Origin of the sequence: Streptomyces sp. NPDC004629, assembly GCF_042873595.1 — a bacterium.
GTDB lineage: Bacteria > Actinomycetota > Actinomycetes > Streptomycetales > Streptomycetaceae > Streptomyces.
The window spans coordinates 15,653-30,860 of the sequence record NZ_JBIALO010000024.1; the positions used below are offsets into that span (position 1 = coordinate 15,653).

The 15,208-nt window shown below is 68.7% G+C and carries 11 protein-coding genes and 2 pseudogenes; 4 read left to right on the plus strand and 9 right to left on the minus strand.

Annotation, left to right across the window (positions count from 1 at the left end; translation table 11 throughout):
• Positions 1-5: 5 nt before the first annotated feature.
• A complete protein-coding gene (gene ngcE, locus ACFYTE_RS30415) occupies positions 6-1,457 on the minus strand; it encodes an N-acetylglucosamine/diacetylchitobiose ABC transporter substrate-binding protein (RefSeq protein ID WP_388717298.1) in 1,452 nt (483 codons plus the stop codon).
• Between the two features lie 339 nt (positions 1,458-1,796).
• On the opposite strand from ngcE, the gene ACFYTE_RS30420 reads away from it, so the two are divergent.
• Complete coding sequence (locus ACFYTE_RS30420) at positions 1,797-5,600, plus strand: GH92 family glycosyl hydrolase (RefSeq protein ID WP_388717301.1); 3,804 nt, start codon at positions 1,797-1,799, stop codon at positions 5,598-5,600.
• Between the two features lie 34 nt (positions 5,601-5,634).
• On the opposite strand, the gene ACFYTE_RS30425 is transcribed toward ACFYTE_RS30420, so the two are convergent.
• From ACFYTE_RS30425 to ACFYTE_RS30440, 4 genes and pseudogenes are all read right to left on the minus strand, one after another.
• Entirely contained in the window at positions 5,635-5,985 is a 351-nt protein-coding gene (locus tag ACFYTE_RS30425; RefSeq protein ID WP_388717304.1) for a winged helix-turn-helix domain-containing protein, read from the minus strand.
• A gap of 37 nt (positions 5,986-6,022) precedes the next feature.
• On the minus strand, positions 6,023-6,160 hold the full coding sequence (locus tag ACFYTE_RS30430; RefSeq protein WP_388717307.1) for a hypothetical protein: 138 nt from the start codon (positions 6,158-6,160) through the stop codon (positions 6,023-6,025).
• A 103-nt stretch (positions 6,161-6,263) separates the two neighbouring features.
• Complete coding sequence (locus ACFYTE_RS30435) at positions 6,264-7,349, minus strand: lytic polysaccharide monooxygenase (RefSeq protein WP_388717310.1); 1,086 nt, start codon at positions 7,347-7,349, stop codon at positions 6,264-6,266.
• A 356-nt stretch (positions 7,350-7,705) separates the two neighbouring features.
• A pseudogene (locus ACFYTE_RS30440) lies at positions 7,706-7,813 on the minus strand (IS5/IS1182 family transposase); the annotation flags it as partial.
• A 102-nt stretch (positions 7,814-7,915) separates the two neighbouring features.
• Between ACFYTE_RS30440 and ACFYTE_RS30445 the strand changes: the two are divergent.
• Positions 7,916-8,116, plus strand: a complete 201-nt coding sequence (locus tag ACFYTE_RS30445) for a DUF2191 domain-containing protein (protein ID WP_388717313.1) — start codon at positions 7,916-7,918, stop codon at positions 8,114-8,116.
• Positions 8,117-8,247: 131 nt separating this feature from the next.
• On the opposite strand, the gene ACFYTE_RS30450 is transcribed toward ACFYTE_RS30445, so the two are convergent.
• From ACFYTE_RS30450 to ACFYTE_RS30460, 3 genes are all read right to left on the minus strand, one after another.
• Positions 8,248-9,183, minus strand: coding sequence for a carbohydrate kinase family protein (locus ACFYTE_RS30450; RefSeq protein ID WP_388717316.1), 936 nt, complete (start codon positions 9,181-9,183; stop codon positions 8,248-8,250).
• A 446-nt stretch (positions 9,184-9,629) separates the two neighbouring features.
• Positions 9,630-12,362: an aconitate hydratase AcnA gene (gene acnA, locus ACFYTE_RS30455; RefSeq protein WP_388717319.1), complete on the minus strand. Its 2,733-nt coding sequence runs from the start codon at positions 12,360-12,362 to the stop codon at positions 9,630-9,632.
• Between the two features lie 632 nt (positions 12,363-12,994).
• The gene (locus ACFYTE_RS30460; protein ID WP_388717321.1) at positions 12,995-13,885 is read right to left on the minus strand and encodes an aminoglycoside phosphotransferase family protein; all 891 of its coding nucleotides are present in this window, start codon (positions 13,883-13,885) and stop codon (positions 12,995-12,997) included.
• Positions 13,886-14,072: 187 nt separating this feature from the next.
• Here ACFYTE_RS30460 and ACFYTE_RS30465 point away from each other — a divergent pair, with 187 nt between their 5' ends.
• Together ACFYTE_RS30465 and ACFYTE_RS30470 are read left to right on the plus strand one after the other, a co-directional pair.
• Positions 14,073-14,579: a TnsA-like heteromeric transposase endonuclease subunit gene (locus tag ACFYTE_RS30465; protein ID WP_388717323.1), complete on the plus strand. Its 507-nt coding sequence runs from the start codon at positions 14,073-14,075 to the stop codon at positions 14,577-14,579.
• Positions 14,572-14,697 carry a hypothetical protein gene (locus ACFYTE_RS30470; RefSeq protein ID WP_388717537.1) on the plus strand — a complete coding sequence of 42 codons (126 nt, stop codon included), beginning with the start codon at positions 14,572-14,574 and terminating at the stop codon, positions 14,695-14,697. Before ACFYTE_RS30465 ends, ACFYTE_RS30470 begins: the two co-directional genes overlap by 8 nt.
• Positions 14,698-14,758: 61 nt before the next feature.
• Here ACFYTE_RS30470 and ACFYTE_RS30475 read toward each other — a convergent pair.
• Positions 14,759-15,170 (minus strand): annotated as a pseudogene (locus ACFYTE_RS30475) (TetR/AcrR family transcriptional regulator); the annotation flags it as partial.
• Positions 15,171-15,208 lie beyond the last annotated feature (38 nt).

The following is a 15,208-nucleotide window of genomic DNA, read 5'->3' on the forward strand; positions in this document are numbered from 1 at the left end:
GATCGTCACTGGTGCTTGTAGTGCTTGATCGACGTGTCCTTGGCCGCGTCGTCGGCGAAGGCCTGGATCTTCGTGATGGCCTCGGCCGGGGTCATGCGGCCCGCCATCATCTCGCCGAGACCGGCCACCCCGATCTGCTCCTTCTGGAGCTTCACGTACCAGTCCTGGATCCGCGGATTCACCACGTTGTCCCCGGCCTTCTCCAGGGCCGCCTGCCCGGACTTCAAGCCGGGGGTGAGGGTGATGCCGGTGGTGCCGCCGTTGTACGCGCTCAGCGACTTCACCTTGGCGGTGAAGCTCTTCGAGGACGCCTCGCTCAGCATGATGCGCAGCTGCTCCATGCCGCCGGCCGGGTTCTTCGCCTTGGCCGGGACGACGAAGGGCTCGGCGCCGGAGGCCCAGACGGTGCCGAACGGCATCTTGTCGGAGGAGTCGAGGCCGGTGGGCCCCGAGACGGCCAGGTCGAAGTCCTTCGGAATGACGTTCGCCGACTCGTTCTCCACCCAGGAGCCGTTCGGGAGGAACAGAGCCTTGCCCTGAGCCCAGGCGGTCTGCGACTGGATGTGGTCGAGGCCGGGGGTGCCCTTGAGGATGTAGCCCTTCTTGTACAGCTCGTAGTAGGCCTCGAAACAGGCCTTGACCGCCGGGTGCTTCCAGGCGCCCGGTTCGAGGTTGTCGATGGCGTCGAGCACCTCCCGGCCGCCCACCTTGGCGATCATCGGGTAGAGCGAGAAGGGGACGTAGTACGGGTACTTGCCCGCGTAGGTCCAGCCCGCCATGCCCTTCTTCTTGGCCTTCTCGCAGACCGCGAGCATCTGGTCCCAGGTCTCCGGGTACTGCTCGTCGAGCGTGTCCAGGGCCTTTTGCGAGTACCAGACGCCGTACACCGTGTAGGCGTAGTAGAAGATCCAGACCGGGTCGCCGTCGAACTGGCCCATCTCGACGATGCCGGGACGCAGCGTGTCGCGGACCTTCTTGTTCGGGTCGTCGTAGGAGGGGGCGTCGAGCAGCGGGGTGAGGTCGGCGAGCTGGTTCTTGCCGACCAGGACGCCCATGTCCATCTGCTCGGCGCCGGAGTTGTCGATGAGGTCCGGCGGGTTGCCCTGGTTGAAGCGCGGCTGGAGCGTCGACTGGATCTTCTGGGTGGCGGAGAACTTCACCGTGGCCTTCGGGAAGTCCTTCTCGTAGATCTTCACCGCGTCCTCGGCGTACTCCTTGCCGAAGCCGCCGTCGAACAGGACGAATTCCATCTGCGCGGTCTCGTTGACGGCAAGTGGGTTCTTCGCCGTCTTCTTGCCCGCTTTCGCCTTGTCCTGGCTGTCGCCACCGCTGCTCGCACAGGCGGACAGGAATCCCGCCGTGGGAAGGGTGAGCAGACCGAGTGCGGCGGACCGCTTGATGAGGTCGCGGCGGCCTACGCCACCGCCACCGTGGTTCGCTGCGGAAGTGGATCCCATGCTCAAGTCCTCGCTTTCTCCAGGACTCAGGCGGTGAACCGGATCCTCCCCGGCACCGCGTTCGGGTAGCGCTGGGTCGTGCAGGAAACGCCGACAGGTATAGTCCACTTCCCGCCGGCTGAGCAAGATCGAATGCAAGGTTGGCCATGGGTCTTTTCCGAGTTGAGACCTCGCGGAAATATGCGCCACCTGTGGGCGCCTTGCCGGAAAAATCCGCGACATAGAGCCCCGAATGCCACAGACAACACCCTTGACATCATCGGCCACTTGACTCCCTACTGGTTCCTGCGCAGCAAATTTGACAACGTTGTCTGATCAGCGCAGGGAGGGTTTCCGTAGATGCAGCGGAAAGCTCGGTACAGATGGGGACCGGCGGTCGTGCTGACGACCGCCTTCGTCATGGCGGCGGGTTCACAGGGAGCGGCCGTCGCCCTGCCCGCCAAGGCGCCGGCCGCCGACCGGGAGTTCGCATCCTCGTTCGAGGCGGACGATCCGGCGCCGGACTGGCTGAACACGGTGGACACGGGACCGGACGGGGCCAAGCGCGCCTCGGGCGTCGACGGCGGCTACAGCACCGGTATCCCGGGGAACGTCACCGACCATGTCACCGAGGTGCGCGCGAGCGCCGAGAACACCGGCGGCGGGGAGGTGAAGGAGAATCTCGTCGACGGTGAGCCGACCACCAAGTGGCTCGCCTTCCAGCCGACCGGCTGGGTTGAGTTCGACCTGGACAAGCCGGTCAAGCTGGTGACGTACGCCCTCACGTCGGCCAACGACCACGCCGAACGCGACCCGAAGGACTGGACTCTTCAGGGCTCCGCGGACGGCAAGGACTGGAAGACCCTCGACACCCGCTCCGGCGAGACCTTCTCGGAGCGTTTCAAGACCAAGTCGTACGACCTCGCCGAACCGGCCGAGTACCGGCACTTCCGGCTCGACGTGACCAAGAACAACGGCGCGTCGGGGATCCTGCAGCTCGCGGACGTCCAGTTCTCCACGGGCGGCGGCGACAACCCGGTCCCGCAGGACATGCTCTCGCTGATCGACCGCGGCCCGAGCGGCTCGCCGACCGCCAAGGCGGGCGCCGGCTTCACCGGCAAGCGGGCCCTCAGGTACGCGGGACGGCACACCGCGGGCGGGCACGCCTACTCGTACAACAAGGTCTTCGACGTGAACGTGAAGGTCGGCCGCGACACCCGGCTGTCGTACCGGATCTTCCCGTCCATGGCCGACGGCGACCGCGACTACGACGCCACCAACGTCGCCGTGGACCTGGCCTTCACCGACGGCACCTACCTCAGCGCTCTGGGCGCGACGGACCAGCACGGCTTCGCGCTGTCCCCGCAGGGGCAGGGCGCGGCGAAGGTGCTGTACGTCAACCAGTGGAACAACGTGGAGTCGCGGATCGGCTCGGTCGCCGCGGGCAAGACCGTCGACCGGATCCTGCTGGCCTACGACTCCCCCACCGGACCGGCGAAGTTCCGCGGCTGGCTCGACGACGTGGCGCTGCGGCAGGCGGCCCCGGACAAGCCCAAGGCGCATCTGTCCGACTACGCGCTGACCACCCGCGGCACCAACTCCAGCGGCAGCTTCTCGCGCGGCAACAACTTCCCGGCGACCGCGGTGCCCCACGGCTTCAACTTCTGGACCCCGGTGACCAACGCGTCCTCGCTCAGCTGGCTGTACGAGTACGCTCGGGCGAACAACGACGCCAATCTGCCGACGATCCAGGCGTTCAGCGCGAGCCACGAGCCGAGCCCCTGGATGGGGGACCGGCAGACCTTCCAGGTGATGCCGTCCGCCACGGCCGGCACCCCGGACACCGGCCGCACGGCACGGGCGCTGGCGTTCCGGCACGAGAACGAGACCGCGCGGCCGTACTACTACGGCGTCCGCTTCGAGAGCGGCCTCAAGGCGGAGATGGCGCCGACCGACCACGCGGCGGCGCTGCGCTTCACCTACCCGGGCGACGACGCGAGCGTGATCTTCGACAACGTCACCGACCAGGCGGGCCTGACCCTCGACAAGGAGAACGGGATCGTCACCGGCTACTCCGACGTGAAGTCGGGCCTGTCGGCGGGCGCCACCCGGCTGTTCGTCTACGGCGTCTTCGACAAGCCGGTCACCGCGGGCGACTCCGGCGGGGTCAAGGGCTATCTGCGGTTCGACGCGGGTGCCGACCGCACCGTCACGCTGCGCCTGGCGACCTCCCTGATCAGCGTCGACCAGGCGAAGGACAATCTGCGCCAGGAGATCCCCGGCGGCACGTCCTTCGACACCGTCAAGTCGCGGGCCCAGCGCGCCTGGGACAAGGTGCTCGGCCGCGTCGAGGTGGAGGGCGCGACACCCGACCAGCTGACCACCCTGTACTCCAGCCTGTACCGGCTGTACCTGTACCCGAACTCCGGCTTCGAGAAGGTCGGTTCGACGTACCGGTACGCCTCGCCGTTCTCGCCGATGCCGGGCCAGGACACCCCGACCCACACGGGCGCCGAGATCGTCGACGGCAAGGTGTACATCAACAACGGCTTCTGGGACACCTACCGGACGACCTGGCCCGCCTACTCCTTCCTGACGCCCAGTCAGGCAGGCGAGATGGTCGACGGGTTCGTGCAGCAGTACAAGGACGGCGGCTGGACCTCCCGCTGGTCCTCCCCCGGCTACGCGGACCTGATGACCGGCACCTCCTCGGACGTCGCGTTCGCGGACGCCTACGTCAAGGGCGTGAAGTTCGACGGCAAGGCGGCCTACGAGGCGGCCCTGAAGAACGCGACCGTCGTGCCGCCGTCCTCCGGCGTGGGCCGCAAGGGCATGGCCACCTCGCCGTTCCTCGGCTACACCAGCACCGCCACCGGTGAGGGCCTGTCCTGGGCGATGGAGGGCTACCTCAACGACTACGGCATCGCCAAGATGGGCGAGGCCCTGTACAAGAAGACAGGCGAGAAGCGCTACAAGGAGGAGTCGCAGTACTTCCTCAACCGCGCCCAGGACTACGTGAACCTCTTCGACTCCCGGGCGGGCTTCTTCCAGGGCCGCGACGCCAAGGGCAACTGGCGGGTCGACTCGGCGAAGTACGACCCGCGCGTGTGGGGCTACGACTACACGGAGACCAACGGCTGGGGCTACGCGTTCACGGCGCCGCAGGACAGCCGGGGCCTGGCCAACCTCTACGGCGGCCGGTCCGCTCTCGCCGACAAGCTCGACGCGTACTTCTCCACTCCGGAGACGGCCTCGCCCGAGGTCGTCGGCTCGTACGGCGGGATCATCCACGAGATGATCGAGGCCCGCGATGTCCGCATGGGCATGCACGGGCAGTCCAACCAGCCCTCGCACCACGCGCTGTACATGTACGACGCGGCGGGTCAGCCGTGGAAGACGCAGGGGCTGGTGCGCGAGGCGCTGTCCCGGCTGTACGTGGGCAGTGAGATAGGCCAGGGCTACCCGGGCGACGAGGACAACGGCGAGATGTCCGGCTGGTACCTGTTCTCCGCGCTCGGCTTCTACCCGCTGGTCATGGGCAGCGGCGAGTACGCCGTCGGCTCCCCGCTGTTCAAGAAGGTCACGGTCCACCTGGAGAACGGCCGGGATCTGGTGGTCAACGCGCCGAAGAACAGCGCGAAGAACGTGTACGTGCAGGGCCTGAAGGTCAACGGCCGTGCCTGGACGTCGACTTCGCTGCCCCACTCGGTCCTGGCCAAGGGCGGGGTGCTCACCTTCGACATGGGCGCCAAGCCGTCCAGATGGGGCACGGGCAAGAACGCGGGCCCGGTCTCCATCACCCGCGACGACAAGGTGCCGACGCCGCGCGCGGACGTGCTGAAGGGTGACGGCGCGCTGTTCGACGACACATCGGCGACGGACGCGGCGGTCACCTCCGTCGACCTGCCGGTCGGCGCCGCCGCCAAGGCGCTCCAGTACACGCTGACCTCGTCCACGGACCACACGCAGGCACCGGCCGGCTGGACCCTCCAGGGCTCCACGGACGGCACGACCTGGCGGACCCTGGACAAGCGCTCCGGCGAGTCGTTCACCTGGAACCGGCAGACCAGGGCGTTCACGATCCCCTCGCCCGGCACGTACACCAAGTACCGGCTGGTCCTGGACGGTCAGTCGACGCTCGCGGAGGTGGAACTGCTGGCCTGACCCGCACCGCAGGCAGCGAGGGGCGGACCCGGGATCACTCCGGGTCCGCCCCTTCGGCATGTGCGGTCTCCGCCGCGTACAGCGCGGACGAGACGAGTCGGTGCCCCTCGCCGTGCACGCTGTGCAGGAACGGCGGGTGGCCCAGCTTGGCGCGGATCCGGGCGACCTCGACGTCGATGGCCGGCTCGCCGCCCGGCGGCAGCAGGAAGTTCCAGACGCGGCGGGCCAGTTCGGCCGCGGTGTGCACGGTGTCCGGCTCCGCCACGAGGAGCGCGAGGATCTGGAACTCCTTGCGGCTCAGCCGCACCGTCCGGCCGTCGAGGGTGACGCCGCGGGTGTCCGGGTGCAGCGCGAGGCGGCCCGCGGGGCGATGTCCGTCGGTCATCGCACCATCGTCGCAGGCCGCCCGCACTGCCGTACGGTCAGCCGACGGCGAGCGTGAAGACGTGCAGGTCGGCGTCGTCGGGCAGGGTGACGCTCACGATTCGCCCGCCCTTGACATCGTTGTCGGTCGAGGCGGTAAAGTCACGGTCAGACAGCTGTCGATAACGTTGTCGCACTCAGGCCGACAAAGCCATCCCCCACCCGGACGGGCCGAACCCCCCTCGCCCGTCCGGCTCGCGGACCCGGTGGGCAACAGCCACCGGGTCCGCCCGGAGCGGCTCAACCCACCTGACAGGGCAGGCTCGTCGCGCTGTCGCCGCCGGATCCGGAGACCACGTACCCGAAGGTCGCGCTCTGCCCCGGACTGAGCGACCCGTTCCAGTCGGCGTTGTGGACCATGACGTCCTGGCCGGTGTAGGTCGCGTTCCCGTTCCACAGGCTGTCCACCGACTGACCGGCGGGCAGCGTCCAGTCGACCATCCAGCCGAGCATCGGCACATCACCGCTGTTGGTGACGGTCACCTCGGACTGGTACCCGCCCGACCAGGTCCCGGTGGTGCGCCGGGTGGCCGTGCACGCGCCGGGCGGCGGCTCGGTCGGGTTCCCGGGGTCGTGGATGCCCGTCACCTCGCCGTTGCCGCCGTCGAAGACGACATCGGAGCAGGAGTAGAAGGTCTCCGCGCTGTCCGACCGCTGCCACACCATGTAGACGATGTGCCGCCCCGACTTGTTCGCCGGCAGCTGCCCGCTCCAGGAGTAGTTGGCGTCGACCGTGCCCGGAGAGCCGTTCAGCGGCGGGTGGTCGACCGTCAGGAACGGCTGGTCCTCCATGTCGTCCCAGGTGAGCGGCTGGGTGGGGTCGTAGCCGTCCTTGGTGACATAGACGTAGAACCAACCCGGGTGGGCGGCCCAGGCGTTGTACGAGAAGTCGACCGTGGCGCCCGAGGTCAGATGGGTCAGCGGCCAGTCGTCGCGCGCCTGGTTGAAGCCGGTGAAGTTCGGGTTGCCGCCGCTGCACAGCTCGCCGTCCGGCACGAAGCCGCGGGTGCGGCCGGCGCCGTCCGAGCGCAGCACGGAGAACCAGTTGTAGAACGGGGTGGTCCCGCTGACCTGCTGGGCGGCCCGGCAGGCCGGGTTGACGGGCTTGATCTCACCGGTGTCGGTGAGTCCGTCCTGCCAGCACAGGAAGGTGCGGCTGCCCGGCTTCATGGGGGTGCCATGGGCCTCGGCCCGGCTGCCGCCGGCCACGATGAGCCCGAGGGCCGGAACGGTGGTGAGCAGCGCCAGCAGAGCGAGGAAGAAGGCGCTGCGCGGTACGGCTCCCGCTGATCGCGGGCGCCCCCGGGGCCTGATTGTCGCAAACATGACACGTCCACCTCCGGATTCGACGGTCGTGCGAAAGGTGCGCGGGTGTCTTCGGTGCCGTGTGCACGCGGGATGGGAGCGGACCCGGCACGACGGGTTCCGGACCACCGAATGGGAGCGCTCCCACCCCACTCCCCAGTGAAGCTAGCGCGCCCGGCGACACCTGTAAACGCCCGGCGTGAGACGGAGCACGGGTGGGGTGCGGCCGGGATCGGGCTGGGCGTTGGGGGCCGAACCGACGGGATGCGCCGGCGGCCGAGCAGGACCGCGCAGGCCGCGCGACACAGGCCGGCCCGAACGCGCCGAGCAACCACCGGCAGCGGTCCGCATCGCCGCACGCACGGTGCCGCTCCTCAGGCGGTCGTGCAGAGAGGCGCGGTGATCGGCTTGCCGAACCGACGCGGGCTCAGCCCGGTGAACGGGGCCGTCCAGGACGACTCCGAAGCCGTGATCACGCCGGCCACTGCAGGATCATCCCGCTCGGGCTTCCCTGAGATCGAATCTTGAGCGCATGCTGAGGAACCATGAGCGGCTAGAGTGCGGATGCGACGCGATGAGGGAGCACTGTGGCCAAGGTAAATATCAGTCTCGACGCCGAACTCGTAGTGGAAGTGATGGTCCTGGCGGGGATCGGCTCGCCCCAGGACGCGATCGAGGCGATCGTGCGGGACTACATCGCCCGTGGCCACCGCACGGAGGCCCGCACCGAACTCAAGGACCAGGCTCTGCGCGACCTCGACGTCAAGCCGCAGGAGCCGCAAGGCTGAGCCTCCTGCCGCATGCGCCGCTCACACCGCCGGGCGACGCGTCCGAGAGTCCTCCGGAGCTGACGGCGAACGGCAGTTACGGGACAGCCCCTGGGCGATGCCCCTCGGCCGGACTTCCGTGGACAGAACGACTAGGGCTTCGGTTTCCGGAGGTTCGTGTCCCGGTCCTGCGGCCAGGCGTCCGCGTCCACGAGGAGTTCGTCCGTCGTCGGTCTGTCCGGGTATCCGCCTTGCGCGCCGAGGTGGCCGCAGGCGTACGTCGCCGAGGCCACCGCCGCCCGGAGCGACGAGTGCGGGTCCGAGCCGGACAGGGCACGGGCGATGTAGACACCGGCCAGGCAGTCGCCGGCACCGGTGGTGTCGATGATCCGGCCGGTCGGCGGCGGCACGGCGATCTCACCGGAACCGTATGTCAGCGTCGCCCCGCGTAACCCCCCGGTGCGTACGACCGACCTGAGACGGTGGCGCGCCGCGAAGCCGTGCACGTCGCCTATCTCCGCCGTGGTCCGCTCGTTGAGGAAGACGACCGCCGCCCCGTGCAGGGCCGGGGCGAGCGCGTCCATGCCGTGGGCGAGCGCGAGGGGTTCCAGGTCGATCGACATCGCGATGCCGGCGGCGCGCGCCCGTTCCGCGAGCACCGCCGCGCCCTCGGGATGCAGGCAGGAGGTGTGGATCCAGTCCACTCCCCCCAGTTCGGCGTCGCGCACCCGCTCCAGCGGGGGGTACTGCGAGACGGACGAGGTGTAGACGAGACGCTTCTCCCCGTCCTCGGCCAGGGTGCACACCGACAGCGCGGTCATGCCCGGTGTGGTGGTGACACCCGTGACGTCGACCCCGCACGCCGCGAGGTGGTCCGTGGCGTACACGCCGAACACGTCGTCCCCGACGACGGCGAGCAGCGCCGTGTCGACGCCCTGCCGGGCGCAGGCGACCGCCGCGTTGGCGGCCACCCCTCCGGCGCTCACCAGGTGCTCGAACGCGTGTGTCTTCTGGTCCGGGTCGGGAAAGCGGGGCACGCGCAGCGCCACGTCGAACGCTATGTCTCCGCAGAACAGGGCCGTCGCCATGATGCCGTTCCCCTCGTCGTGCCCTCGGCCGGTCGGAACCAGGGTGGCTGTCCGGAGCCGCCCTCGAACCCGCGCGGAGGCAGGAGGGGGCGGCACGCCACACGCCCGGTCGCCGGATCCGGCGCCCGGTGGTCAACTACCCTCGCTCCGCGACCGACAGACGCAGACCGAGCCGCCCGCCGGCCTCGGCATGCCCCGACAAAGTCCCCCGGCGCGTTGCGGTCGGCGGTCCAACTCACTGAGCACACGGGCGCGTTGGGGGACCACGGTGGCAATGGTCAGCGTACGGGTACGGCCGGTTCGCGGGCCATGGTTTTCAGCCATGTACCGGGGCCCGCCGCGCAGGGAACGCGACGAAGGGCCGCACCCCCTTCACCGGGGATGCGGCCCTTGAGTGCCGGTCGCCTGACGCCGGGGCCGTCGCCCGCGTCCGGTCCGGCCGGCGCCTACTTGCGGATCAGGCTGCGCAGCACGTACTGCATGATGCCGCCGTTGCGGTAGTAGTCGGCCTCACCGGGGGTGTCGATGCGGACGACCGCGTCGAACTCGACGCCCGTGTCGGTGGTGACCTTGACCGTGCGCGGCGTGGTGCCGTTGTTCAGCTCGGTCACGCCGGAGAAGGCGAAGGTCTCCTCGCCGGTCAGGCCGAGGGATTCGGCGGAGGCGCCCTCCGGGAACTGGAGCGGCAGCACGCCCATGCCGATGAGGTTGGAGCGGTGGATGCGCTCGTAGGACTCGGCGATGACGGCCTTGACGCCCAGCAGGGCCGTGCCCTTGGCCGCCCAGTCGCGGGACGAGCCGGAGCCGTACTCCTTGCCGGCCAGGACGACCAGCGGGATGCCGGCGGCCTGGTAGTTCTGCGAGGCGTCGTAGATGAAGGAGACCGGGGCCCCTCCCGCACCTTCGGCGGCCCGCGTGAAGTCGCGGGTGTAGCCGCCCTCGGTGCCCGGCGCGATCTGGTTGCGCAGGCGGATGTTGGCGAACGTACCGCGGATCATGACCTCGTGGTTGCCGCGGCGGGAGCCGTAGCTGTTGAAGTCGCGGCGCTCCACACCGTGCTCGGTGAGGTACTTGCCGGCCGGGGTGTCGGCCTTGATGGCGCCGGCCGGGGAGATGTGGTCGGTGGTGACCGAGTCGCCCAGCTTGGCCAGGACACGGGCGCCGGCGATGTCCTCGACCGGGGCCGGCTCCATGCCCATGCCCTCGAAGTACGGGGGCTTGCGGACGTACGTCGACTCGGCGTCCCACTCGAAGGTGTTGCCGGTCGGGATCGGCAGCGCCTGCCACTGGGCGTCGCCTGCGAAGACGTCCTCGTAGGACTTGGCGAACATGTCCTCGCCGATGGCGTTGGCGACGACGTCGTTGACCTCGGCCTCGCTCGGCCAGATGTCCTTCAGGTGGACCAGGTTGCCGTCCTGGTCGGTGCCCAGGGCGTCACGCGTGATGTCCACCTTCATGGAGCCCGCGATGGCGTACGCGACGACCAGCGGCGGGGAGGCCAGGTAGTTCATCTTGACGTCGGGGTTGATCCGGCCCTCGAAGTTGCGGTTGCCGGACAGGACCGAGGTGACCGCGAGGTCGTGGTCGTTGACGGCCTTGGAGACCTCCTCCGGCAGCGGGCCGGAGTTGCCGATGCAGGTGGTGCAGCCGTAGCCGACGAGGTTGAAACCGACCTTGTCCAGGTACGGGGTGAGGCCCGCCTTGTCGAAGTAGTCGGTGACTACCTTGGAGCCCGGGGCGAGGGTGGTCTTGACCCACGGCTTGCGGGTCAGGCCCTTCTCCACCGCCTTCTTGGCCACCAGGGCGGCGGCGACCATGACGTACGGGTTGGAGGTGTTGGTGCAGGAGGTGATGGCCGCGACCGTGACCGCACCGTGGTCGAGGGTGTAGGTGGTGCCGTCGGGGGCGGTGACCTGGACCGGGTTGGAGGGGGCGCCGTTCGGGGCGACGGCCGGGGAGTCGGAGGCCGGGAAGGACTCCTTGCCCGCCTCGTCCACCACGTCCACGTAGTTGAGGACGTCCGACTTGAACTGCTGGGCGGCGTCGGCGAGGACGATGCGGTCCTGCGGGCGCTTCGGGCCGGCGATCGACGGGACGACCGTCGACAGGTCCAGCTCCAGCTTCTCGGAGAAGTCGGGCTCGGCCTCCGGGTCGAGCCAGAGACCCTGCTCCTTGGCGTACGCCTCGACCAGCGCGACCTGCTGGTCGCTGCGGCCGGTCAGGCGCAGGTAGTTGAGGGTCTCGTCGTCGATCGGGAAGATCGCGGCGGTGGAGCCGAACTCCGGCGACATGTTGCCGATGGTGGCGCGGTTGGCGAGGGAGGTGGCGGCGACGCCCTCGCCGTAGAACTCCACGAACTTGCCGACGACGCCGTGCTTGCGCAGCATCTCGGTGATGGTGAGCACGAGGTCGGTGGCGGTGGTGCCGGGCCGCAGCTCACCGGTCAGCTTGAAGCCGACGACGCGCGGGATGAGCATGGAGACGGGCTGGCCGAGCATGGCGGCCTCGGCCTCGATGCCGCCGACGCCCCAGCCGAGCACGCCGAGGCCGTTGACCATCGTGGTGTGCGAGTCGGTGCCGACCAGGGTGTCCGGGTAGGCCTTGCCGTCGCGCACCATCACCACACGGGCCAGGTGCTCGATGTTCACCTGGTGGACGATGCCGGTGCCGGGCGGGACGACCTTGAACTCGTCGAACGCGGTCTGGCCCCAGCGCAGGAACTGGTAGCGCTCCTTGTTGCGCCCGTACTCCAGGTCGACGTTCGCCTTGAAGGCGTCGTTGGTGCCGAACTTGTCGGCGATGACGGAGTGGTCGATGACCAGTTCGGCCGGGGCCAACGGGTTGATCTTGGCGGGGTCGCCGCCCAGCTCCTTCACGGCCTCGCGCATGGTGGCGAGGTCCACGACGCACGGGACGCCGGTGAAGTCCTGCATGATCACGCGGGCCGGGGTGAACTGGATCTCCTGCGACGGCTGGGCCTTGGAGTCCCAGCTGCCGAGGGCACGGATGTGGTCGGCGGTGATGTTCGCGCCGTCCTCGGTGCGGAGCAGGTTCTCCAGCAGGACCTTGAGGCTGTACGGCAGGCGGGCCGAGCCCTCCACCTTGTCCAGCCGGAAGATCTCGTACGACTCGTCGCCCACCTGCAGTGTGCTGCGGGCGTCGAAGCTGTTCGCCGACACGACAGTCTCCTTCATTGATGTGCGCGTACCACCACGATCCTGCCGCCACGGCCACTGGGCCGATCCGCTAAGGTAAGGCTTAGTTAGGTAACCCTTACCCGGTGGCGGCTGTGGTGCCCTCGGGCAGATATCTCGATGTCGAGATAACTCTAGTACATAGGGCCGGAATGGTCATGCCCGGACCACCCTGTCCGCTGTCATCCAATCGAGACGTCTGACAGCGAACCCAGTCGTTCCGGCTTCCTTGCCAGCGAACCTAGTCGTACGAGGGGACGTGCTGGGGGGTGCTGGGTGCACGCTCCGGACCACTTCGTGCGCCGCCTGGCACGCGCGAACCATCTCAAGCCGAGCTACCTGCACTGCTTCCGCAACGGACCGCCTTTCTGGTTCGGCAAGCCCCAACTCGACCGTCTGGCCGCTGTTTCCGGACGCTCCGAGGAATCTCTGGACCGGGCCCTCGCCGACGCAAGCTCCCCGCGCGGTCGCATGAAACCCAACCCACGCACAACTCCAATGGACACGATGCTCCGCCAATTCGTCCGCCAGCACCGCACTCGGCGACACAACGCCGTAAAAGGCAGGTCTCACCCTCCAAGGGGTCACTTTCAGTAATTTCCTGAATCGGGGCGATATCACTTCGTCGACTCAAGAATGCGGTCGAGTGTCCGGCGCCCCATGCTGCTCATCGTCGGATTGCTCTCGACGTAGTACCAGACAAGACCCATCGCCTGTACGAAGGCCCATGCCTTGCCGCGCTCCCACTCCAGATCGTCGCAGGCCAGTGTCCGCCGGAGCACTTCCCGTGGGCCCGGTTGCAACAGATGCCAGGCGCTGACCAGATCCAGCGCGGGATCGGCCGGGCCGAAGCCGCCGGTGTCGAGTACGCCGCTGAGCCGGTCTCCCGTGACCAGTACGTTGCCGGGAATCAGGTCACCATGGCTCATCACGTCGGCAGCCGTGCGTGGCAACTCCCGGAGGCGGCTCCACAACTGGCGCAGCCGGGGCACGTCGAGCAGCGCCTTGCTCTCCTCGAAGCACTTCTCCATCCACGCGTCGTGGTGAGTGAGCACGCCGCCACGACCCTCGCCGTTGAAGAGCCGCCCCCGCGTCTCGGCTCTGCGGAGGGCGGCGATGAAGGTCGCAAGGTCCTGTGCGAAAGCATCCGACCCACTCGGGTCGGCGTCCGAGGCGACCGTTCCCGGCAGCCATGTCTGGACCGACCACGGCATGGGGTAACCCGCTCCAGGCTTTCCCAGGGCGACGGGTTCCGGAACGGGGAACCGAGACACCTGGGCCAGCTCCGCGCTCGCCTGGGCTTCCCGTTCCAGAACCGCCAGCACCTCCGCAGCATCGGTCAGACGCAGCGGGAAACGCGCGGAGAGGTCCTCCCCGATACGGAAGATGGCGTGGACCGTCCCGGTCGACGACAGGAGTCGGATCGCCTTGCCGCTCCACTGAGGGAACTGTTCTTGGATCAAGGTCGCAACGATTTCGGTGGTCACGTCCACTTGGTCATCGTGCATGGTCAATCTCGCAGGCCCTTCCACTGGTCCAGTTCGAAACGACGGAAGCAATCCAGATCAACTGATACGACAGCCAGTATTCAGACGCCAGGGTCCAGATCAACTGAGATTTTTTCAGCCACCCAGGTAAGAGGGACGGCGGCTCCTGGCCGAGGCCGGGGAGGTGGCGTTCGAGGATGCAGCGCCGGTGCGGGACTTTCCGTCCTACCGCGGGCAGCGCCATTTCCCGGGGCTGTACCGGGCGGCGACGACGGGCCGGCATGTGGGGTTCGAGTCCTGGCTGGAGCGGGACCACGCGATGCTCTCGGACTTTGATCCGCTGGTGAAGGGGCTGGCCTCCCAGCCCTTCTGGCTGAGTTGGAGCGACAGGCAGAAGGGCCGCAGCCGTTCGCATGCCCCGGACCACTTCGCGCGGGCCGTGGACGGAACCGGGTTGGCGGTCGACTGCCGTCCGGCGGACCGGATCGATGCGAGGGCGGCGGAGTCGTTCACGCGGATGCGGGAGGCATCTGAGGCGTTGAGATGGGCCTACCGCGTCGTCGGCGGGATCGAGCCCATGAGGGCGGCGAATCTGCGCCGGCCGGCGGGCTACTGCGATCCCCGCTTCGCGGTGTCGGAGGGAATGACGGCGGCGGTCTGCTCGGCCTTCGCGGTCCCCGCGCCGCTGCTGGGGCAGGGCAGCGACGGTGGGTGATCCCATCAAGGTGCTGCCGGTGGTCTTCCACCCGCTGTGGTGCGGCGTGTCGCAGGCGGATCTGGCCCGCCGACAGAGCGATCGCACCGTGGTGACGGCCCAGGAGCCCGGGCGGTGACGGGCATCGGCCCCCGTGGAGTGCTGCGTGTCGGTGACAGGATCCGCTTCGACGGGCAGGTCAGGGCCATGTCGGCCACCTGCTGGAGGTCGTTGCGAGTGCTGCCGCTGGCGGCTTGGACGGCGATGCCGTTTGCCACGGTCATGAGGTAACGGGCGAGTAGGCCGGGATCGGTGCCCCGGGGGCAGGTCGGCTTCCTCGACGGCTTGCTTGGCAGCCGGGACGGGTGGCGGCCCGGAAGGAGCCGTTCAGGAACGCGGTGGCCACTTGGCGGGCGGTCGGCTCCTGCAAGGCCCGCGCTCCGTAAGAAGCGGGGCCCTCGGTATAGCGCTCCAAGGCATGGCGTTGGTCAGGTCGGTGAGGCCGGCTCCGTCGTAACCCTGTTCCCAGAAGACGCGCATGGCGTGTTCAAGGGCTTGGTCGGTGTCGAAGCCTCTCGGTCGGCCGACCGGTGCCTTCTGCCGGGTCTCCACGCAATCGATCGCACCCTTCTGTACTGGTCGGTGCGGAA